This window comes from Haemophilus sp. HN_Hi08 (assembly GCF_049824455.1).
Lineage (GTDB): Bacteria > Pseudomonadota > Gammaproteobacteria > Enterobacterales > Pasteurellaceae > Haemophilus > Haemophilus influenzae_D.
This window is the reverse complement of the sequence record NZ_CP187493.1, coordinates 218,059-240,470: the sequence shown is the minus strand read 5'-3', so window position 1 is coordinate 240,470 and position 22,412 is coordinate 218,059. Positions and strand designations below refer to the sequence as shown.

The following is a 22,412-nucleotide window of genomic DNA, read 5'->3' as shown; positions in this document are numbered from 1 at the left end:
AAACAATCCACCAGCAAAATCCAGTGTACACACCTCTTTATCATTGCGTATGGTGGATAAAGCACCGCAAGCCTTTGAACTTATCGCTGGGATATAATATTTACCCCACCATTTTCTTTAACTGATACAAATATGCCAATGCTTGTTTAGGGCTTAAATCATCAGGATCAAGTTTTTCGATTGCCTCTCTTAGTGCATCCGTTTCTTGTTCAAACAATAATTCGCCCTGATTGTGATTGGCTTCACGCAACGCCTGAATTTGCTGATCAGCTGAATGGCCTGATGTTTTTTCTAATTGCGTCAATTTCTGTTTTGCTAGTTTAATAACAGATTGTGGCACGCCTGCCAAAGCTGCCACCGCCAAACCATAACTTTTACTTGCTGCGCCATCTTGTACAGCGTGCATAAAGGCGATGCTGTTGTTATGCTCAAGGGCATCTAAATGAATATTGACTATGCCTTCGAGCTGTTCTGGCAATGCGGTTAATTCAAAATAATGGGTGGCAAATAATGTAAGCGAGCGGATTTTTTTGGCTAACCATTCTGCACAAGCCCAAGCTAAGGATAAGCCATCATAAGTGGATGTGCCACGACCAATTTCATCAATAAGCACGAGACTTTGCGCTGTAGCTTGATGAAGAATATTTGCCATTTCGGTCATTTCCACCATAAAGGTTGAACGCCCCGAGGCTAAATCATCAGACGCACCAATTCGAGTAAAAATACGATCAATCGGCCCAATTCGTGCGTTGTCTGCTGGCACAAAGCTGCCGATATACGCAAGCAATGTAATTAATGCGGTTTGACGCATATAAGTACTTTTACCACCCATATTTGGCCCGGTAATAACTAACAAATGACGATTGTGATTTAACTCCACAGGGTTGGCGATGAAAGGATCTTTCAATACTTGTTCCACGACAGGATGGCGACCATTTTCAATTTTCACACTCACTTCATCACAGAATGTTGGCATAACGTAATTGAGGGTGTCTGCCCGCTCCGCAAGATTGACCAATACATCCAATTCAGAAAGTGCAAGGCTAGCCAGCTGTAACGCACCTAAGTGCGGTAATAATAAATCAAATAATTCATCGTAAAGCTGCTTTTCTAATGCTAACGCTGCACCTTTCGATTTCAGTACTTTGTCTTCATATTCTTTGAGCTCAGGAATAATGTAACGCTCTGCATTTTTCAAGGTTTGGCGACGTACATAATGAATGGGTGCTTTATGTGCTTGGCCTTGGCTAATTTGAATGTAATAACCATGCACTGCATTAAAACCGATTTTTAAGGTGTCAATGCCAGTGTTTTCACGTTCTCTTTTTTCAAGATTTTCCAAATATTGCGTTGCACCATCAGACAGCATACGCCATTCATCTAACTCAGTATTGTAACCTTCAGCAATCACACCGCCATCGCGAATTAAAAGCGGAGGCGTTTCAATCAATGCACGTTGCAATAAATCACATTGCTCGCTGAAATCGGCAATTTGGCTGAAAAGTGCGGTTAAAAATAGCGGTGTTTTTTGTTGCACAATCGTACGTAATGCAGGAATTTGTTCTAAGGCTGTGCGTAAGCGAGTAAGATCACGAGGGCGAGCAGAACGCAGAGCAACACGCGCTAAAATACGTTCCATATCGCCGACTAATTGCAAATAAGGTTGGAGTTCATCGACTAAATCAAAATTCAGAATTTCCGCAATCGCTTGTTGGCGTTGTTTTAATTTTTCCACATCACGAATAGGCTGATGAATCCAACGTTTCAGCAAACGACTGCCCATTGGCGTAACGCATTTATCCAAGACAGACGCTAGCGTATTTTCTGTGCCACCCGCAAGATTTTGCGTCAATTCAAGATTTCTGCGAGTGGCAGCATCTAACTGAATGCAGTCTTGGTTTTGAATTAAGCTAATGCTTTGAATATGAGGTAATGCGGTACGTTGGGTTTCTTTTGCATATTGCAATAAACAACCTGCCGCACTTAAGCCGAGAGGGGATTTTTCTACACCAAAGGCGCGTAAATCTTTTGTGCCAAATTGACGATTTAATAACGTAATGGCAGTGCTAAGTTCAAATTCCCAAATCGGGCGACGGCGTAATCCTTTACAATGTTCTATGGCTGCCATTTCATTAAATTCTTCACAATACAGCAATTCTACAGGCACAATACGTTGCAATTCCGCACGCAATGTTTCTTTATCTGCAGGTTCACAAAGCTGAAAACGCCCAGAAGTCATATCTAAAGTGGCTAATCCAAATTTTTCTTTTTCTTGATATACCGCAGCAATCAGATTGTCTTGGCGTTCAGGCAACAGTGCTTCATCACTGACCGTACCGGGCGTAACAATTCGCACAATTTGACGTTCTACAGGTCCTTTGCTTGTAGATGGATCACCAATCTGTTCACAAATCGCCACAGATTCGCCTAACTGCACTAATTTTGCTAAATAACCTTCCACCGCGTGATAAGGCATTCCTGCCATTGGAATGGGCTGTCCTGCAGATTGCCCTCGTTTCGTCAAAGAAATATCCAACAATGCCGCCGCTTTTTTCGCATCGTCATAAAACAACTCGTAAAAATCCCCCATGCGATAAAACAACAAAATATCTGGATTCTCTGCTTTGAGTTTTAGATATTGTTGCATCATTGGCGTGTGCTGTTGGAAATTTTCTTCGGAAATCATCTAATTACCTGCTTTGAAACTGAATAAAGATAGGTTTTGTGGCGGCTATTTTAGGTGCCGAAAGGGGAAAAAGCCAGATAAAAAAGTGCGGTAAAAATTTGTTGAGATTTTTTACCGCACTTAAAATTGATATTTTCCCCTTAGAACTTAAAGAAAGGTAAGCAGCCAAACATTGCAAGAAAATGGAAAATAGCTACAAAAACACCAAATAATGCAATAAAGATTATTAAGCCATTTCCACCACACACTCGGAATGTTGCAGCTGTATTTATTTTGCGGGATTTATAGGCAAGAAGAGCAGGAATTATACTTGTCCAAATCGTAGCTACCGCACCAGCATACCCAATAGCTTTTAAGAAACCCAATGGAAATAAAATTGACATAATTAGTGGAGGTAGGAAAGTCACAGCCCATGACTTTGTTCGTCCAATTTTACAATTATCAAATTTAAAGAAATCAGCCAAATAATCAAATACGCCTAATCCTACGCCAATAAAAGATGATAAAATTGCGGCGATAGAAAAGGCATTAATCATTTGTTTAACCGTGTTAGATTCGATTACTCCACCTAATGTGTTAAGTAAAATATCTAAATTACCATCACTGGCAATTACTGGAGCAAATTGATCTCGCGGTAAGTTGCCAAAAATAGAGAAAATCCAAAGTAAATAAAGCGTAAGAGCAATTGCTGTTCCACCTAAGATAGCGTATTTTGCTTTTTTTTCTTCCCCATAGTAAGCTCGCATCGTACAAACAGAATGATGATAACCAAAAGATGTTAATGCAACGGGAAACATTCCTACCGCATATTTTGCATAATTTGTCTCCTTTCCACCAATATCTAATAAAGTGTCTAAACTAATATTAGTTGCTAATCCATAAGTACTAAAAATAAAAGTAAAACCCATGCATACAATCAATAAAACAGATATTCTGTCTACAATGCGAGTGGAGTGCCAAACAAAGAAGGAAAAGACTAATACAAATACAGTGGAACAAATTGCCAATGTAGATGAACCAAAATCAATCCACGGTTTAATAAGGTTTTCTAGTATACCGCCAGATGCAGTGGTATAAGCATAAAGTAAAATACCCCCGACAAAATATACCGCAAGATTATTAATAGAATTGACAGTTGAACCGAGCATATCTTTAGTTACAGTACTAAATGAAGCTCTTAAATCATAAGTAGAGTAGGCCTCAAGTAATAACCAGCCTGACAATGTCATGACTATCATTGTTAAGCAAATTACTAATACTGACCATATTGTCCAAGCACCCGCGCCAGATGTCGGCAAACCAAGCATTCCTGCCCCAACACAAACACTAGCAATAATACACGCACCACCAAAGATGGAAGGTTGTTTTTTCATAGAACATCCTTATCAATAACAAATTATTGAGTTAGCTGTTGATAAAAAAATGCAGTTCAAAATGAACTGCATTTTTCGTGATATTATTCAACTTCTTTTAAACGTGCCGTAAAGTGGCGGAGAACTTTTGGTTCATAAGTAAAGGTTAAGCCCTTAATATTCTCTGCATTTTCTTTCACTTTTTGGAATGCCTCAATAATGAAATCCATATGCGTTTGCGTATAAGTTGCACGTGGTATAGTTAAGCGTAAAAGCTCCGCTGGACATGGTAGTTGTTTACCCGTCTTCGGATCTCGTCCTAATAAAAATGAGCCAATTTCTACCGCTCTTATACCTGCAACTTTATAAAGTTCGCAAGAAAGTGCTTGTGCTGGGAATTGGTCGGCTGGAATATGTGGTAATAATTTACCTGCATCTACGAACGCTGCGTGGCCACCTGGTTGTTGGCAAGGCACACCAATTTTTTCTAAGCCTGCAACCAAATATTCAATTTGCGCGATACGATAAGCCAGCCATTCTTGGCGCATACCATCATGCAAGCCAACAGCCAAGCGTTCCATTGCCCCCCCTTCTAACCCCCCATAAGTAGGGAACCCTTCTTGCACAACACAAAGCGTTCTACATTCGTGATAGACTTCCTCCATTGATTTATCTTTAAACGCTAAAATACCTCCCATTGGCACCATAGCATCTTTTTTGGCGGACATCGCTAAACCATCAGCATAGCGATAGCTTTCGTAAGTAATTTGTCCAATAGTCCAGTCTTTATAAGCTTCTTCACGTTGTTGAACAAAATAGGCGTTTTCTGCAAAACGAGCTGAATCCATGATGACTGGAATATCGTATTTACGCGCAATTTCATACATGCCTTTTAAGTTTGCAATAGAAACTGGCTGACCACCCGCAGAGTTACAAGTAATGGTACATACAATGTAAGGTACATTATGTGCTCCCACTTCTTGAATGCCTTTTTCTAATTTTTCTAAATCGAAATTACCCTTAAATGGATGTTTTGCTGTTGTATCAAATGCCTCTTTTATATAAACATTGCGAACCGTTGCTCCATTAATTTGGCTATGTCCTTGTGTGGTATCAAAGAAATAGTTAGAGAAAACCACCATTTTGCTGCGATCTAAACCTTTCTCACGTTCACGTTTAGCAATCAATACTGGAATATAAATTTGTTCAGCACCGCGGCCTTGATGAGTAGGAATTGTATATTCATAACCAAAAATATCTTTCACTGCTTTAGCTAACGCATAATAACTGCGACTGCCACTATAGGCTTCATCGCCACGTAACATTGCAGCTTGCATATCTTGTGTAACAGCGCCAGTACCGCTATCTGTGAGTAAGTCAATGAAAATATCTTCACTATCCAATAAAAATGGATTCATGCCTGATTTTAAGATCGCTTGCTCACGATACTCACGAGTAGTTCTTTTTACTGGTTCAATAACACGAATGCGGAAAGGTTCAGGTAAATGTTTAAAATTTTCCATAGCAAAATCCCCAAAAATTAATTTGCTTAGCTTAAATAAAAAATGATTTTCTAAAATGAAAACACTTTGATGGTTAATAAGAAAGGATTAATAAATTATGGGAAAATAAAAAGATAATCTTGGATCAACAAGAACCCAAGTTTGGTTAGGAGAGAGCAAGTTGAGCATATTAAACTCCTTTTAAGAGAAGAGAAACTTAATAAAACTTAACACTGACTTCTAACTACGAAGCATTATCAGAATAATATAAAATTTAATATTGTCATCTATTATTTTTTTATTTTGTGATACTCCTCACAGAATATTTTTAATAAAAAAGTGCGGTAAAAATTTGTTGAGATTTTTTACCGCATTTTTTACAGAGATCTTAACGTTTTGGTAGATAACGCACTGGATCTACTGATTTGCCTTTGTAGCGAATTTCAAAGTGGAGTTTCACGGTATTTGTACCAGAGCTACCCATTTTTGCGATGTCTTGACCTGCTTTGACTTCTTGTTGATCGGCGACAAGAATTTTATCGTTATGCGCATAAGCACTTAAGAAATCATCATTATGTTTGATGATGATTAAATTACCGTAACCACGTAAAGCATTGCCAGCATACACTATTCGCCCTGCTGCAGCCGCTTTTACAGCTTGTCCTCGTGAACCGCTAATATCAATCCCTTTGTTACCGCCATCTGTGCTTGAGAAACCTTGAATAATATTACCTGAAGTCGGCCATTGCCACGCAACATTTGAGGCGATTGGTGCAACGACATTTGCATTAATCGGTGTGCTATTCGCATTATTTACAGATGATGTAACCTGTGTTGATGAAGTTGCCACAGATACACTAGACGATATGCCAGCCTCTGATTTAATGGGGCCAATAATAGTACCGTCAGATCCTATTTGAGTACCGTTTGCGCCTGGAGTATAAGTGACGGCTGGTTTAGCTGGCATTGCTGTTGATGCCGTGACTGCAGGTTGTTTTACAGAAACCGTTGTAGTAACCGTTTTTGTGCCACAATTAGAAATCTTTAAAACTTGCCCTAAACTTAAATTATAAGGTTCGGATAGGTTATTCAACGCTGCCAATTCTTTTACATCAATTCCTGCTAAGTAAGCAATCAAGAACATTGTATCGCCTTTGTTTACTTTATAGGTATTGCCTTTGTAAGAGCCTTTTGAAATTTTGCTGTAATCTGGCGCATTGGTATTTGGATTACGTGGGATATTAATATGCTGTCCATCTACACAATCAGCAATTGTTTTGGTAACTGTTTTTGTTTGTACTGTCGGCGCGCTAACTACCGTTTTCGGAGAGGGTTGAAATGCAGGTTGCGCAGGTGCTGTTGGCATTGCTGGTTGTTGATTAATCGGTTGAAAATTTGGTTGTGGCGTGGCCATATTTCCCATTGTAGGTAATGAATTTTTTTGAATTTCAGGTTGCCAAGCACCACCTACATTACTGCCATTTACAGATTGCACTACACTAGGGGAAAGATTTCCATCTGCATCAGAAATAGGTGCAGGAGAATTAGAGGTACAAGCCGATAATACAACAAGACTTAAAGGGAGTAAGAGAAACGATTTGTTCATAGTTATTCCTTATTGTTCCGTTATTATTTCATTTGTGTTGGTATCGTATTTTTTTGAATTTCTGGCATAAAACTACCGCCAGCAACAGCACCTGTGCCTTCTACTGGTTGCATAATGCCATTTGGTAATGCATCTGGATCTTTAACTGGTTCTGATGCACATCCAACCAAAAGAAATCCAGCTACTAAAACAAGACTTAATTTGTTCATTTTCTATCCTAGTTTTTCAGTATAAAGTAAGCGATTATAGCCAGTACAACCACTGACCAGCCAATAATCTCAATAGATTTTCGCAATTTTGCTGCGAATTTCTCCCCGCCCCACGCGGCTAATTTTGCCACCAGCAAGAAACGCGCTAAACGTGAAATAAATGCGGTGATGACAAAAGGGAAAAATGCCATTTGCATCACGCCAGAGCAGAGCGTAAACACCTTGTAAGGAATTGGGCTAAAACCTGCCACAAACACAACTAATACGCCCCATTGCTTAAACCAACTGACGGCTTTTGCCCAATGCGCAGCATATCCCCATTGTTGTACAATGTTTTCCACCCAGTCCGTTGCATAAAAACCAATTGCATAACCAATAACTCCACCGATGACAGAAGCAATTGCCGTATAAAATGCAAATTTAACTGCACTTTTAGGCTTTGACATAGACATTGGGATCAACATCACATCGGGCGGAATAGGAAAAAATATAGCCTCGATAAAACTGACAAAAGAGAGCCAAAAAACAGCAAAACGATGTTTTGACCATTCCATCGTTTTATCGTACATCGTGCTGAAAATTTTCATATTTTTCTCTATTTGGTAAATTCCTGATCTAACCAATTTTGTAAAGAAAGCAATGAATGATGCGCGGTAAGATCCGCTTGAATTGGCGTAATAGACACATAGCCATTCTTCACGGCATAAAAATCTGTTCCCTCGCTTTCATCTTCGGGTAATGCTGAAGGACCAATCCAATAAATGGTTTCATCACGCGGATCTCTTTGTTTAATCACTTCAACGGAAGATGAACGATAACCTAATCGACATACTTTATACCCTTTTAATTCTTCAAAAGGTAAGTCTGGTACATTGATGTTAATCACTTCACGAGGGTTTAATAATTGATGCTGTAATTTAGGAATAAGATCACATACCACTCGCGCTGCTGTTTCATAATGCTGACGACCATCTAACGAAACCGCAATAGCGGGCAAACCTAAATGACGCCCCTCAAGGGCAGCAGCCAAAGTGCCAGAATAAATCGTATCATCGCCCATATTACAACCTGCATTAATGCCTGACACCACTAGATCTACTTGACCAGATAAAAATCCGTTTAACGCTAAATGTACGCAATCTGCTGGTGTGCCGTTCACACAATAATCGCCATTGTCTAAATGGCGTGGGCGAAGTGGCTCCACTAATGTGAGCGAGCTTGATGCTGCACTTCGATTACGATCAGGGGCAACAACAATGACTTTTGCAATTTTTCTTAATTCTGTTGCTAAAACTTGAATGCCTTCCGCGTGAAAACCGTCATCATTACTGACTAAAATTCGCATTGTACTTCCTTATGCTTCTGTATAATTTACTAACTCACGAACTAATGCCGTGGCATAACTGCCTGCAGGCAAATAAAATTTTAAACGCAAGCCTTCTGGCTCAAATGCCCAAGAAAACGCTTTTGCTTTCATTAACAATGGGCGACGTGCTGCCTTCATTCTTTCTTGTTTCATTAAAGGATCGAAAGCTGAATGTTGGCTCACAATTTCATTTTCAATATCACTTGCCGCCAACACATCTTCGCCAATTAAAGGAGCAGTAAGCAAAATATCTTGATTTTCTAACCGCACTTGCAAAGCAGTTAAGTCTTCTTTTTCATCCGCTTTGAACCAACTGTGCGAACCTGCTAATTGCACAATATCGTTTGGCAAAACTTGATTTGTTGCATCCTTTGCAATACGTGCAGCCACAACCAAATTAAAAATTTCACTACGCGCGGCGGAAAGATAAAAACTGCGTTTTTTGCGATCTTTTACCTTGATTTCCCCTTGCGCCCAACGCAATGCTTGCGTGAGGTTATGACCATCTCGACCAAAACGTTGTTCCGTAAAATAATTGGGGAAACCAAAATTTGCCACAAAATCTAACCGCACCTTAAGCTCATCAGATTCTTTCGCACCGCGTAATAAAATATCGAAATAATTTCCCTCAAGGCTACCCGTGCGAATTTTTCGGTTATGTCGAGTAACCGTTAAAATCTCTACGCCCTCTAATTCAAATTGACTGAAATCGGGCGTTTCCATTCCAGGCATTTGTAAACAAAACCATTGTTCTGTTACTGCTCGACGATCTTTCAACCCCGCATATCCCATATTGCGTTCAGAAACACCGGCAAATTTAGCTAATTTTTCGCCAACAAATAAGGTGTTGCAATCTGTTTTGCGTACATACAACGCAACAAACTCTCCATCGCCTGACATTTCATAGCCCAAATGCTCTTTTACAATAAAATCCGCGCATTCAGCCTTTAAAAGTGCGGTGGTTTTTGGCAGTGTTTTTAATGCCAAATAAGGGAGTTGTTCGAGCATAGTTAAGGGGTCTTTTTTATAGAAAATAATTGTGCGAAATTTTATGCGACTTTTCGTGATTTATCCACTAAAATAACCGCACTTTTGTTCTTGTTGAAGGATTTTATTATGTCAAAATTGGCAGAGTTACAAGCAGAAACCCGTGAAATTATCGAAGATTTACTGAATGATGGCAGTGATCCAAATGCCCTTTATATTATTGAGCATCACATCGCGCACTACGATTTTGATTTGTTAGAAAAAATCGCCGTAGATGCGTTTAAAGCTGGTTATGAAGTGTCCGAAGCAGAAGAATTTAAAGATGATGATGGCAGCCCAATTTTCTGCTTTGACATTATCAGTGAAGTAGAATTAAAAGCGGAAATTATTGATGCTCAACAAAAAAAAATCCTTCCATTATTAGAAAAACATAAAGGCATTTATGATGGTTGGGGAACTTATTTTGAAAACCCAAATGCTGATCACGATGAATACGGCGATGATGTGGAATTTTTTGATGATGATGACGATGAATACGGAGATGATGTGGAATTTTTTGATGATGATGACGATGAATACGGCGATGATGGGGAATTTTTTGATGATGATGAAGAAGAAGAGACTCGTGTGCATTAATCCTTAAAGCCTTGCGCGCGGAATAATTTTCGTTACAATGATACGGCTTTTTTAACGGATTTTTATAAGGAAAACATAATGAAAGTAGCAAAAAATGTAGTGGTGAGCATTGCTTACCAAGTTCGCACACAAGATGGCGTATTGGTCGATGAAGCACCAGCGAATCAACCACTAGAATATTTACAAGGTCACAATAATTTAGTAATCGGTCTTGAAAAAGCACTTGAAGGTAAAGAAGTAGGCGACAAATTTGAAGTACGCGTTCAACCTGAAGAAGGTTACGGTGCATACAGCGAAAATATGGTTCAACGTGTACCAAAAGATGTATTCCAAGGTGCCGATGAACTTGAAGTGGGCATGCGTTTCTTAGCGGATACTGACATTGGCCCAGTTCCAGTAGTGATTACTGAAATCGATGGCGATGAAGTTGTAGTTGATGGAAATCACATGTTAGCGGGTAAAGAATTACACTTCACCGTTGAAGTTGTCGCAACACGTGAGGCAACGTTAGAAGAAATCGCACACGGTCACGTTCACGGTGCGCACAGCCACGATGATGACGAAGAAGGCCACGGTTGTGGCTGTGGCGGTCATCATCACGAACATAATCACGGCAGCTGTGGTTGTGGCGGTCACTAATTAAAACAGCTCAAAAATTTACCGCACTTTAGCAATGAAGTGCGGTATTTCTTTATTAAAACCAGACAAAATCTGTTGAAAATCTTGGATCCTGTCGAACTTCTCGGTAGACTATAGGGCAATACATTCAAAACGTTTAGTCCTAAAATGAATAAAACACTGCTAAAACTCACCGCACTTTTTTTAGCATTAAATTGCTTTCCCGCATTTGCTGAACAAACCGTTGATATTGAAGTTCAAGGCATTCGTGGTTTCCGTGCTGTTCGTAATACGGATCTCAATGTTAATTTGATCAATAAAGAAGAAATGGATGGCTCCGAACGCTATCAACATTTGGTAACCAAAGCCGTGGATCGTGGTTTGCGTGTGTTTGGTTATTATGATTCTTCCGTGCGTTTTGAACGAAAACAGCGTCAAGGCAAACGCGATTTATTGATTGCACAGGTTACACCAGGCGAGCCAACAAAAATTGCAGGCACTGATGTACAAATTGAGGGAGAAGCGGCACAAGATGAAAATTTTAATGCATTGCGTAAAAACTTACCGAAAGATGGCGTTTTGGTTGAACACCAAACTTACGATGATTACAAAACAGCAATTTCACGTTTAGCATTAAATCGAGGATATTTTGATGGGGAATTTAAAATTTCACGTTTAGAAATTAGCCCAGAAACCCATCAAGCATGGTGGCGAATGTTATTTGATAGCGGCGTTCGTTATCATTATGGCAATATAACTTTTAGCCATTCACAAATCCGCGACGATTATCTCAATAATATTCTTAACATAAAATCTGGCGATCCATATTTAATGAATAATTTGTCGGATTTAACTAGCGATTTTTCATCTTCAAATTGGTTTAATTCAGTTTTAGTTCAACCTAATATCAATCATAAAAGTAAAACGGTAGATATAGACATCATTCTTTATCCACGTAAAAAAAATGCGATGGAACTCGGTGTGGGCTTTGCCACTGATGGCGGTGTACACGGACAAATTGGCTGGACAAAACCTTGGATTAATAGCCGTGGACATAGTTTGCGTTCAAATCTTTATCTCTCTGCACCGAAACAAACTCTAGAAGCCACTTATCGAATACCGTTGCTGAAAAATCCATTAAATTATTACTATGATTTTGCCGTCGGTTGGGAAGGGGAAAAAGAGAACGATACCAATACGAGAGCACTTACGTTGTCAGCGTTACGTTATTGGAATAATGCGCGTGGTTGGCAATATTTTGGCGGACTTCGTGCAAGATACGATAGTTTTACACAAGCGGATATCACTGATAAAACCTTACTTCTTTATCCAACTGTTGGATTTACTCGCACTCGATTACGTGGTGGTTCCTTTGCCACTTGGGGCGATGTGCAAAAAATTACTTTTGATTTAAGCAAACGAATTTGGCTATCAGAATCTTCTTTTATAAAAGTGCAAGCATCAAGCGCGTGGATTCGTACTTATGCAGAAAATCATCGTATCGTTGCTCGTGCTGAAATCGGGTATTTACATACAAAAGATATTGAAAAAATTCCGCCTACACTGCGTTTCTTTGCTGGCGGCGATCGTAGTGTACGCGGTTATGGCTATAAAAAAATTGCGCCTAAAAATAAAAATGGGAAATTGGTGGGTGGCTCACGTTTGCTGACAGGTTCTTTAGAATATCAATATCAAGTTTATCCGAATTGGTGGGCGGCAACCTTCGCAGATAGCGGATTAGCAGCCAATGATTACACAGCAAAAGAGCTGCGTTATGGCGCAGGCGTTGGTGTGCGTTGGGCATCGCCAGTGGGCGCGATTAAATTTGATATTGCCACACCCATTCGCGATAAAGATAACAGCAAAAATATTCAATTTTACATTGGACTTGGTACAGAAATTTAAGGTGAATTTATGACAAAACAACTACAACCATCAGATACTTCACCAAAAGCACCAAAACAAGCAAATAAAAAACACTGGGTACGCAAAGTTATTTGTATTGGAAGTGCGGTCATTTTTATACCTGTTTTAGGTGTTGCTGGTGCGCTCTCTTTCGATGCGGGACAAAAAAGTTTAATTCAACTAGCCGACAAAATGCTCGATAGTTTTTCCGTTGAGCAAATTGAAGGCGGATTACAAAATGGCTTAGTGCTAAATAATGTTCGATACCAAACTGCTGGGATTGATACACATATTGCACAAGCTCGTTTACAGCTTGATTTCGGTTGTTTGCTTTCACGTGAAGTTTGTTTACGTGACTTTACCTTAAATAAACCGACGATTGCGATTAATACCGCATTGTTACCGCCATCAACGCCTGATGATTCAAAGTCTAGCCCGATGAAGCGCATTTCCTTGCCAATTAGTATCAATGCAGAAAATTTAGTGGTGCAAGATTTATCCGTAAATGTTGATCAGACTAATATTACGCTTGGAAATTTTAAAAGTGCGGTAAGTTTAAATAATGAAAAAGGCTTAACTATTGCACCGACTGAAATTAACGATATTTCAGTGATTGCAAAAAAATTGCCTGAAGTTAAATCAGAGGCGAAAGCCGAACAGCCGAATAAGCCTGTAGATTGGGCTGCGATTGAGCAATCTTTAACGCCCGCTTTTTTAGGCAATGTATCAGAAATCATTCTTCCTTTTGATTTACATATTCCTGAAATTTCAGGCAAAAACTGGCAGTATCAAGCAGTCAATGAAAAAGGCGAAACGCTTCAATCTATTGAAATCCCAAGCCTGATTGCACAGGCGGATACCGTCGATAACCAACTGCAATTACAAAAATTAGCGGTAGAAAGCTCGCTCGGTAATCTTTATTCACAAGGTAAATTACAACTTGATGGCGATATGTCTCTCGATTTAACCTTAAAATCCCATTTGGAGCCGTTGAAATCCGATGAAAAAGAAATTCTGCCAGAGAGTGATGTGGATCTTACGCTTTCGGGATCATTGAAAAAATCCACCGCACTTTCTTTAAAAACAAAAGGTGTATTAGATGCTGAACTGAATGGCGACGTGCAATTAGCACAAGACAAAATGCCTTTAAACCTCACATTAAACGTGGCAAAAGGACAATACGCTTTTGTAAACACAATGACGCCACTCAAAATTAATGATGTGACGCTTAAGCTCACGGGGGATTTACTAAATTATCACGCTGAACTTAAGGGCAATGTAGCAGGAATGAATTATATTCCCGCATCTCAAGTAGAACTTAATACCGACGGTAAACTTTATGAAGTCACCGTAAATAAATTGGGGATAGCTTCATTAGACGGTAAAAGTGAATTTGTGGGTAATGCGAATTGGAAAAATGGTGCAAACTGGGATATTCAAGCCGATTTAGAAAAAATGAATATTGGTTTTTTTGTTCCAGTTATGCCTGCAATATTATCGGGTAAATTACATTCTCGCGGTTTTGCGGACTCTCAAGGTTGGCAAGTGGAAGTGCCAGTAGCCGATTTAAACGGAACGCTTTCTGCAAAACCTATCAGTTTAAAAGGTTCTGCAACGCTTAATCAAAAGGTACTTCTAACCGTGCCTGATTTACAGATTAGATATGGCGAAAATTATCTTAAAGCCAGTGGCGTATTAGATGATCATTCTGATTTTGTGCTAGATATAGATGCACCAAATTTACGTGGTTTATGGTCAGATTTAAAAGGGCGAGTAAAAGGTCGTGTATCGATTTCTGGTCAAATTACGACACCTAATCTTGATCTTGATTTAACTTCATCCAATTTACATTTACAAGGTTTTCAGTTAGCTAAAGCAAGTATAAAAGGTCATATAAACAATACCCCACTCTCGAGTGGAAAATTGAATATTAAATCAGAACAACTTCATTATGGCGAAAATATTAAACTCCATTTACTTGATCTTGATTTATCAGGCGATGAACAAAATCACAAACTAATCCTAAAATCTCAAGGCGAGCCAGTTGCTGCAAATTTACAAATTAACGGCCATTTTGACCGCACTTTGGAACAGTGGAAAGGCACACTTTCACAAGCAAAATTCGATACCCCGATTGGCGATGTAAAATCCAACCAAGCGATTGCGGTGTCTTACGATAACAAACAAACACAAGCCAATATTGCCGCACATTGCTGGCAAAATACAGATGTAGAATTATGTTTCCCCCAAACATTCAATGCAGGCAAGCAAGGCAATATTCCTTTCCAATTCAAACGTGTTAATTTAGATTTAATGAATAAACTTATCGAACAAGATAGCCTCAAAGGAAACTTGCAAGCGCAAGGTAATGTGGCTTGGTTTACGGATAAACCATTCCAATTTAGCACAAAAGTAGATGGCAATCATTTAGCTTTCTCTCAAAAATTGGATTACCGCACGTTTAAATTAGATATTCCAAAATTAACCCTTAATGCCGACATTCAAAATAATAATTTGGTTTTAAAAACAGACATCAATTTGCATAATCAAGGCAGAATTGTAGGCGATATTCGTTTAAATGATTTTGTTAAAACTCGCCAACTTGGCGGAACCCTTGCGATAGAACGATTAAACTTGTCGATCGCAAATCAGCTACTTACTAGCGGTGAATCAGTGAATGGTAAGGTAGTCTCGAAGTTGAGTTTCGGCGGGAATTTAGAGAAACCATTATTAAATGGTGACTTCAATATTCGTAATATTCGTACCAAATTGAAATCTATGCCAGTCAATATTACAGATGGCGATATTGCCCTACGTTTCAATGGTAACCGTTCAACATTACAAGGGAAAATCGAAACAGTAGATAGTCACTTAAACTTAACTGGACGTGCAAACTGGGCGAATATTGAACATTGGACGACAGAATTGAATGCGCAAGCAAATAATTTCAACGTGGATATTCCATCTATGGCAAAACTACGTTTCAGTCCAGATATCACGATAAAAGCCAATCCTAAGGAATTGAATTTAAGCGGAACAGTGGATATTCCTTGGGCGCGTATTAAAATTGACAGTCTGCCAGATACTGCTGAGCCAGTCAGCGAAGATGAAGTGATTTTAAACGGCCCGCACAAGAGCAAAGAAGAACTGATTAAACGTGAATTTGCCGCAAAAACGAAATCAGGAATGGATATTCGCTCTGATTTACGCATCAATATTGGTAAAGACGTCAGCCTTGATGCCTATGGCTTAAAAACCAATCTTGATGGTTTACTTTCTGTGAAACAAGACAAAGGCAATTTAGGTTTATTCGGGCAAATCAATTTAACCAAAGGTCGCTATGCTTCTTTCGGACAAGATTTACTCATTCGTAAAGGGCTTATTAGTTTTTCTGGGCAAGCGGCACAACCTACGTTGAATATTGAGGCTATTCGTAATCCTGAAACAATGGAAGACAGCAAAATTACTGCTGGAGTGAGAGTGATTGGCATAGCCGATAGCCCAGAAGTCACTATTTTCAGTGAACCAAGCAAACCACAAGATCAAGCACTTTCTTATTTATTAACAGGTCGTTCGTTAGAAAGTAGCGGTGAAGCTGGCTCCAGTGGTTCGATTGGCGCAGCATTGATTGGTTTAGGCATTTCAAAGAGCGGTAAATTAGTGGGCAGTATTGGCGAAGTTTTTGGTATTCAAGACTTAAACCTTGGTACATCTGGCGTGGGCGATAAATCTAAGGTTACAGTAAGTGGAAATATTACCAATCGCTTACAAATAAAATATGGCGTAGGTTTATTTGATGGTTTAGCAGAAGTCACCTTACGTTATCGCCTAATGCCACAGCTTTATTTTCAATCCGTTTCTAGCACAAACCAAGTGTTTGATTTGCTTTATAAATTTGAATTTTAGGAATGTTATGAATGACGTTATTTTAGAACCCAAGCATCGTGGCAATGTACGTGAAATTGCCGCGATTGATCTTGGCTCAAACAGCTTTCATATGATTGTTGCACGCATTGTAAACGGCTCAATCCAAGTGCTTTCGCGCTTAAAACAAAAAGTTAAACTCGCGGAAGGTTTAGACGAAAATGCCGTGCTTAATCAAGAGGCTATCACGCGTGGCGTGAATTGCTTAGCCTTATTTGCTGAACGTTTACAAGGTTTTTCCGTTGAAAATGTCAATGTAGTTGGCACTTATACCTTACGCAGAGCCATCAATAATGATGAATTTTTACGTCAAGCAGCCAAAGTTTTCCCCTATCCCATTAATATTATTAGTGGGCAAACGGAAGCTAAAACCATCTACGCAGGCGTATGCCATACTCAACCAGAAAAAGGCAGAAAGCTTGTTATAGATATTGGTGGTGGTTCGACAGAAATGATCATCGGCGATGATTTCACACCGCTTATGGCTGAAAGCCGCCACATGGGATGTGTGAGTTTTGCGACTCAATTTTTTACCGATGGCGTCATTTCTCCAGAAAACTTTCAACGCGCGCGTCAAAGTGCGGTCAATAAAATCGAAGATTTAGGCTTTGAATATCGCAAATTAGGTTGGCAATCTGTGCTAGGTTCATCGGGGACGATTAAAACTGTAGCGCAAGTCATTTCGACTAATCTTGATCCAAATGGAACCATTACAGCCGAGCGATTAAATGCTTTAATTGAGCAAACGCTACAAGCGAAGCATTTTACTGAGCTAAATATTAACGGTTTAAACCAAGACCGCATAGATGTTTTTGTACCGGGTTTAGCGATTTTAAGTGCGGTATTTGAAGTCTTTCATATTCAACAAATGCGCTATTCTGACGGTGCATTGCGTGAAGGTGTCATTTACAGTCTTGAGAAAAACTTCCAAGTTGCAGATATTCGAGCACGCACAGCTTGGGGATTAAGTGAACAATTCAATATTGACCAAGCCCAAGCTCATCGCGTTGCGGATAGTGCAAATTTACTCAGCGCGCAATATCAAAATTGGCAATCGACAGAATTTATTGAAGAAATGCGCGAAATCCTGCTTTGGGCAGCGCGCTTGCATGAAGTAGGCATTGTGATTAATCACAAAGGTTTACAAAAACATTCAGCGTATATCTTACAAAATATGGAATTACCTGGGTTTGATCGTGAACAGCAACGTTTGCTTACCGCGTTAGTACGTTGGCATATTGGCACGATTAAACCTGCTGAATTTTTTAAATTTGCACGTTATAGCGAGCAAGATGTGATGGCTTTAATGCGATTGCTTCGTCTTGCGGTTATTCTCAATAAATCCCGTCAAGCAACAGAAACAGCAAAAAATTTCACCCTTGAAACGCTCCGCACTTTAGATGATTGGACATTGAATTTTGAAAGCGGATACTTAGACCGTAACCCGTTAATTTGGAATGAATTGCGAGCTGAAAGTAATCTTCTGAAAGAGTTTGAAAGCAGTTTAGTTTTTTATTAATTATCTTTCTGCTTAATGTTTATGAGCGAAAAATTTAGGGCAAACGAAATACTTGCCCTATTTTTATAATTTGACGGTCTGAAATAATACTTTTATTTCATCCAATGATAATAATCTAAATGAGCCATTTGCTAATCCATCAATAGATAATGAGCCCTGACTTACTCTCACTAATCGTAAGGTGGGGAAGCCAATATGCGCAGTCATTCTCCGCACTTGGCGGTTGCGCCCTTCACTAATTTTAATTTCTAACCAGCTTGTGGGAATATTTTTTCTCTCTCGGATAGGCGGATTGCGTTGCCATAAATCTGGCTCTGAAATTAACCGCACTTGAGCCTGTTTAGTCATACCATCTTTGAGTTCTACACCCTTTCTGAGTTGTGCTAAATCGGTTTCTTCAGGGATACCTTCCACTTGCACCCAATAGGTTTTTTCTGTTTTAAATTTGGGATCTGATAAACGATGTTGTAATTCGCCATTATTGGTTAAAATCAGTAACCCTTCACTGTCTCTATCTAATCGACCTGCCGCATAAACATTTGGAATTGAGATAAAATCTTTTAAAGTGGCACGCCCTTGTTCGTCGGTAAATTGCGTGAGTACATCAAAAGGTTTATTGAATAACACAACTTTGGTTTCATCCAACGACAACGTTTTGGGTTTTAATTTTGGTTTAAAAGTGCGGTGAAAATTAACCGCACTTTTTCCTTTAAACGGCAATTTCCCCACTGAAAAATTCTTCTTCATTGAATTAGATTTCTATTTTGAAAGATTTGTAACATCATAACAAAACTTCAGCCTGTAGTAATGATGATTACTTGAGTGAACCTGAAAAACTAAAAAGGCTAAGCCAGTAAAAACTGAGCTTAGCCCCAAACTAAATTATATTTAAATTGGTTTTTTTAATGGAAAATTATTTACCATCCCAAGCTTGTACTGCATCTAAACGAGCTTTGATTTGGCCTTGTGTATCTTTTTTGAAATACCCTTCAGCTAAACCGCCTTCCCAGCCACCGTAGTTTGCGTTAGGTAACATGATGAAAGTTTTACCAAATTTGCCTTGGTTTTGATCAACGAATGCACGGCGGTCAGCGTTTAATTTGCCATATACGGTATTACCGAAGTCATCTAAGTTATCGCCTACATAAAGTACGATTTCATAGCCTTGTTTTTCAATTTCTGCAAAACGAGCCGCTTTAGCTGATTTGTCTTTTTTCAAATAAAATGCAGATTCTTCCACGCCATTGAAACCTAAGCGTTTCATATCATCAATAGTGCCTGCTTTTTCAGAGCTGTCTTTGCGGTTTGTTACGTAGAACACTTTACCTTTGTGGCTGTTTACATAATTATTAAATTCTACCGCACCCGGAACAGCACGAGATTGACGTGCGTCTACCCAACGAGTCCAATCTTTACCATCGAATGGTTTGTTATTTTGAACTTGCCAGCCAGCATAAGGGCTGTTGTCTAACATAGTTTCATCTAAATCAGCCACAACCGCTTTTTTCTTACCTTTTGCCACTTTTGCGTGATCAAATGCAACTTTTGCCGCATTGTACGCTTGATAAGCTAATGCTTTATATTCGCCAGAATCTTGCATCCAGTTTAAGCCAAGAACAGCTTGTTGTTGTAATTGCATATTTGCTTGTTCTTCTGATTTCATTTGGTGTGCACCACAGCCAGCTAAGACAAGAGCAGAAAGAGCCGTAAGTGCGGTCATTTTTAACGTTGTTTTCATATTATGTTCCTATTCATTAAGGATATAGTAAGTCTTTCTGAAAAACACTTTTCAATTGAAAAGATAATTTCATCATAGACGGCATTAATAACCGTAAGTAAACTTACCTACGGTTATAATAGAAATTATTTTATTCCTTTTAAGAATTCCACGCAAGTATCTGGGAAATCAGTAAATACACCTGTTACCCCTGATTTATTCAATAAGGCATCATACATTTTATTTACGTCTGTGAAAAACGCGGGTAGTGCATCTTTACGCAAAATTTAAACTAAGGTGCAATTATGAGCGAAAAATATGTGGTAACTTGGGATATGTTTCAAATGCATGCCCGAAAATTATCAGAACGTTTACTTCCAGCTTCTCAATGGAAAGGTATTATTGCGGTGAGTCGCGGTGGTTTATTTCCAGCGGCTGTATTGGCTCGTGAATTGGGTCTTCGTCATATTGAAACCGTTTGTATCGCAAGTTATCACGATCATAACAACCAGGGAGAACTACAAGTTCTTCATGCAGCCCAAGTGCCAAATGGTGGCGAAGGATTTATCGTGGTAGATGATTTAGTTGATACGGGTAATACTGCGCGTGCGATTCGTCAAATGTACCCTAATGCAAAATTTGTCACTGTATTTGCAAAACCTGCAGGTACGGAATTAGTAGATGATTACGTGATTGATATTCCACAAAACACTTGGATTGAGCAACCTTGGGATTTAGGTTTAACCTTTGTGCCACCTCTCTCTAGAAAATAATTTTTATACAGATACAGAATAAAAGAGCGGTCAAAATAAAAGAAGTTTTGACCGCTCTTTTTGTATGAGAATTAATTTATAAATTATTCTTCATCTTCTTTTGCCCATTCTAATGAGCGTTTAACTGCTTTTTTCCAGCCTTTGTAGCGACGTTCACGTTTTTCATTGTCGCTGTCTGGGCTGAAAGTGCGTTCTACACGGGCTTTATCGCGAAGCTCGTCTAAATCTTTCCAGAAGCCTGTTGCTAAACCAGCAAGATAAGCTGCACCTAGAGCGGTCACTTCTTTCACAACTGGGCGCTCTACATTTACATCTAAAATGTCAGCTTGGAATTGCATTAAGAAGTTATTGTTTGTCGCACCACCATCTACACGGAGATATTGTAATCGTTCACCCGAATCTGATTGCATAGCCTCTAAGACATCACGGGTTTGGTAAGCAATAGATTGTAAGGTTGCTCGAACAATATGATTACAGTTTGCACCGCGAGAAAGACCAAAAATCGCACCGCGCGCATATGGATCCCAATATGGTGCACCTAAGCCTGTGAAAGCTGGAACAACATATACGCCATTACTATCAGTCACTTTTTGTGCAAAGTATTCAGAGTCAAAACTATCGTGAACAATTTTGAGTTCATCACGGAGCCATTGGATTGATGCACCCGCGATAAATACTGAACCTTCTAAGGCATATTCTGGTTCGCCTTTTGCATTACAAGCAATGGTTGTGAGTAGTCCATTTTTGGATGTAATAGCTTTGTTACCCGTGTGGAGTAACATAAAGCAACCTGTGCCGTAAGTGTTTTTGGCTTGGCCTGCATGTACGCAAAGATGTCCGTAAAGAGCGGCTTGTTGGTCACCAGCAATCCCTGCAACAGGAATACGCACACCACCTTTACCACCGATATTGGTTTGGCCGTAAATTTCAGAAGAATTACGTACTTCAGGTAATATTGAACGAGGAATATTCAAGATTTCAAGCATCTTGTCATCCCATTGTTTAGTATGGATGTTAAATAACATGGTACGAGATGCGTTGGTATAATCGGTTACGTGCACTCGGCCTTGAGTCAATTTCCATACAAGCCAAGTATCAACGGTACCAAATAATAATTCGCCTCGTTCAGCTTTTTCTCGTGCGCCTTCAACGTTATCCAAAATCCATTTTACTTTTGTACCAGAGAAGTAAGGGTCAACCACTAAGCCTGTGGTATTACGAATATATTCTTCATAGCCATCGGCTTTTAATTTATCGGTAATGTCTGCAGTACGGCGGCATTGCCAAACGATAGCGTTGTAAACAGGTGTACCCGTTGATTTTTCCCATACAATGGTGGTTTCACGTTGGTTGGTGATACCGATAGCAGCGATTTCATCAGATGTAATGCCCGATTTTGCAACGACTTCGTTTAAGGTTGAGCTTTGAGTTGCCCAAATTTCCATTGGGTTATGTTCTACCCAACCAGCTCGAGGGTAGATTTGGGTAAATTCACGTTGTGCAATTTCAACCACATTCGCATTATGATCTAATAATACTGCGCGAGAGCTTGTTGTGCCTTGGTCTAATGCAATGATGTATTTTTTGTCTGTCATAGTATTACTCCTTCAAA

The 22,412-nt window shown here is 39.3% G+C and carries 18 protein-coding genes and 1 pseudogene; 6 read left to right on the top strand and 13 right to left on the bottom strand.

The window, feature by feature from the left end; genetic code table 11:
• Nucleotides 1-100: 100 nt before the first annotated feature.
• The 9 genes from mutS to truD form a co-directional block, all read right to left on the bottom strand.
• Nucleotides 101-2,686, bottom strand: coding sequence for a DNA mismatch repair protein MutS (mutS, locus tag ACPT8O_RS01205; protein WP_021034639.1), 2,586 nt, complete (start codon nucleotides 2,684-2,686; stop codon nucleotides 101-103).
• A 140-nt stretch (nucleotides 2,687-2,826) separates the two neighbouring features.
• Nucleotides 2,827-4,059 carry an aromatic amino acid transporter gene (locus ACPT8O_RS01200; protein WP_005671879.1) on the bottom strand — a complete coding sequence of 411 codons (1,233 nt, stop codon included), beginning with the start codon at nucleotides 4,057-4,059 and terminating at the stop codon, nucleotides 2,827-2,829.
• Nucleotides 4,060-4,142: 83 nt separating this feature from the next.
• Nucleotides 4,143-5,561, bottom strand: a complete 1,419-nt coding sequence (gene tnaA / locus ACPT8O_RS01195; RefSeq protein ID WP_021034640.1) for a tryptophanase — start codon at nucleotides 5,559-5,561, stop codon at nucleotides 4,143-4,145.
• A gap of 87 nt (nucleotides 5,562-5,648) precedes the next feature.
• Entirely contained in the window at nucleotides 5,649-5,729 is an 81-nt protein-coding gene (tnaC, locus tag ACPT8O_RS01190) for a tryptophanase leader peptide (RefSeq protein WP_074031114.1), read from the bottom strand.
• Nucleotides 5,730-5,928: 199 nt separating this feature from the next.
• Nucleotides 5,929-7,146: a murein hydrolase activator NlpD gene (nlpD, locus tag ACPT8O_RS01185; protein WP_021034641.1), complete on the bottom strand. Its 1,218-nt coding sequence runs from the start codon at nucleotides 7,144-7,146 to the stop codon at nucleotides 5,929-5,931.
• A gap of 23 nt (nucleotides 7,147-7,169) precedes the next feature.
• Nucleotides 7,170-7,355, bottom strand: coding sequence for a hypothetical protein (locus ACPT8O_RS01180; RefSeq protein ID WP_005654318.1), 186 nt, complete (start codon nucleotides 7,353-7,355; stop codon nucleotides 7,170-7,172).
• An 8-nt stretch (nucleotides 7,356-7,363) separates the two neighbouring features.
• Nucleotides 7,364-7,942 (bottom strand): YqaA family protein, encoded by a 579-nt coding sequence (locus ACPT8O_RS01175; RefSeq protein ID WP_041175269.1) that lies wholly within the window; start codon nucleotides 7,940-7,942, stop codon nucleotides 7,364-7,366.
• An 8-nt stretch (nucleotides 7,943-7,950) separates the two neighbouring features.
• Nucleotides 7,951-8,700: a 5'/3'-nucleotidase SurE gene (surE, locus tag ACPT8O_RS01170; RefSeq protein WP_021034643.1), complete on the bottom strand. Its 750-nt coding sequence runs from the start codon at nucleotides 8,698-8,700 to the stop codon at nucleotides 7,951-7,953.
• A gap of 9 nt (nucleotides 8,701-8,709) precedes the next feature.
• Nucleotides 8,710-9,729, bottom strand: a complete 1,020-nt coding sequence (gene truD / locus ACPT8O_RS01165; RefSeq protein WP_021034644.1) for a tRNA pseudouridine(13) synthase TruD — start codon at nucleotides 9,727-9,729, stop codon at nucleotides 8,710-8,712.
• A 108-nt stretch (nucleotides 9,730-9,837) separates the two neighbouring features.
• Here truD and rraB point away from each other — a divergent pair, with 108 nt between their 5' ends.
• From rraB to ppx, 5 genes are all read left to right on the top strand, one after another.
• Nucleotides 9,838-10,344 (top strand): ribonuclease E inhibitor RraB, encoded by a 507-nt coding sequence (gene rraB, locus ACPT8O_RS01160; protein ID WP_041175270.1) that lies wholly within the window; start codon nucleotides 9,838-9,840, stop codon nucleotides 10,342-10,344.
• A gap of 78 nt (nucleotides 10,345-10,422) precedes the next feature.
• A complete protein-coding gene (gene slyD, locus ACPT8O_RS01155; protein WP_021034646.1) occupies nucleotides 10,423-10,983 on the top strand; it encodes a peptidylprolyl isomerase in 561 nt (186 codons plus the stop codon).
• Nucleotides 10,984-11,130: 147 nt separating this feature from the next.
• The gene (locus ACPT8O_RS01150; RefSeq protein WP_021034647.1) at nucleotides 11,131-12,867 is read left to right on the top strand and encodes an autotransporter assembly complex protein TamA; all 1,737 of its coding nucleotides are present in this window, start codon (nucleotides 11,131-11,133) and stop codon (nucleotides 12,865-12,867) included.
• A 9-nt stretch (nucleotides 12,868-12,876) separates the two neighbouring features.
• Nucleotides 12,877-16,773, top strand: a complete 3,897-nt coding sequence (locus tag ACPT8O_RS01145) for an autotransporter assembly complex protein TamB (protein ID WP_021034648.1) — start codon at nucleotides 12,877-12,879, stop codon at nucleotides 16,771-16,773.
• 7 nt (nucleotides 16,774-16,780) lie between these two features.
• Nucleotides 16,781-18,310: an exopolyphosphatase gene (ppx, locus tag ACPT8O_RS01140; protein ID WP_021034649.1), complete on the top strand. Its 1,530-nt coding sequence runs from the start codon at nucleotides 16,781-16,783 to the stop codon at nucleotides 18,308-18,310.
• Between the two features lie 63 nt (nucleotides 18,311-18,373).
• On the opposite strand, the gene ACPT8O_RS01135 is transcribed toward ppx, so the two are convergent.
• From ACPT8O_RS01135 to ACPT8O_RS01125, 3 genes and pseudogenes are all read right to left on the bottom strand, one after another.
• A complete protein-coding gene (locus tag ACPT8O_RS01135) occupies nucleotides 18,374-19,057 on the bottom strand; it encodes an rRNA large subunit pseudouridine synthase E (RefSeq protein WP_021034650.1) in 684 nt (227 codons plus the stop codon).
• A 166-nt stretch (nucleotides 19,058-19,223) separates the two neighbouring features.
• On the bottom strand, nucleotides 19,224-20,048 hold the full coding sequence (hel, locus tag ACPT8O_RS01130; RefSeq protein WP_011272171.1) for a lipoprotein e(P4): 825 nt from the start codon (nucleotides 20,046-20,048) through the stop codon (nucleotides 19,224-19,226).
• Nucleotides 20,049-20,173: 125 nt separating this feature from the next.
• Nucleotides 20,174-20,311 (bottom strand): annotated as a pseudogene (locus tag ACPT8O_RS01125) (glycerophosphodiester phosphodiesterase family protein); the annotation flags it as partial.
• A gap of 21 nt (nucleotides 20,312-20,332) precedes the next feature.
• Here ACPT8O_RS01125 and gpt point away from each other — a divergent pair.
• Complete coding sequence (gpt, locus tag ACPT8O_RS01120) at nucleotides 20,333-20,800, top strand: xanthine phosphoribosyltransferase (RefSeq protein ID WP_054249346.1); 468 nt, start codon at nucleotides 20,333-20,335, stop codon at nucleotides 20,798-20,800.
• An 83-nt stretch (nucleotides 20,801-20,883) separates the two neighbouring features.
• Here the strand turns inward: gpt and glpK are convergent, their stop codons facing one another.
• Complete coding sequence (gene glpK / locus ACPT8O_RS01115; protein WP_005650776.1) at nucleotides 20,884-22,395, bottom strand: glycerol kinase GlpK; 1,512 nt, start codon at nucleotides 22,393-22,395, stop codon at nucleotides 20,884-20,886.
• Nucleotides 22,396-22,412 lie beyond the last annotated feature (17 nt).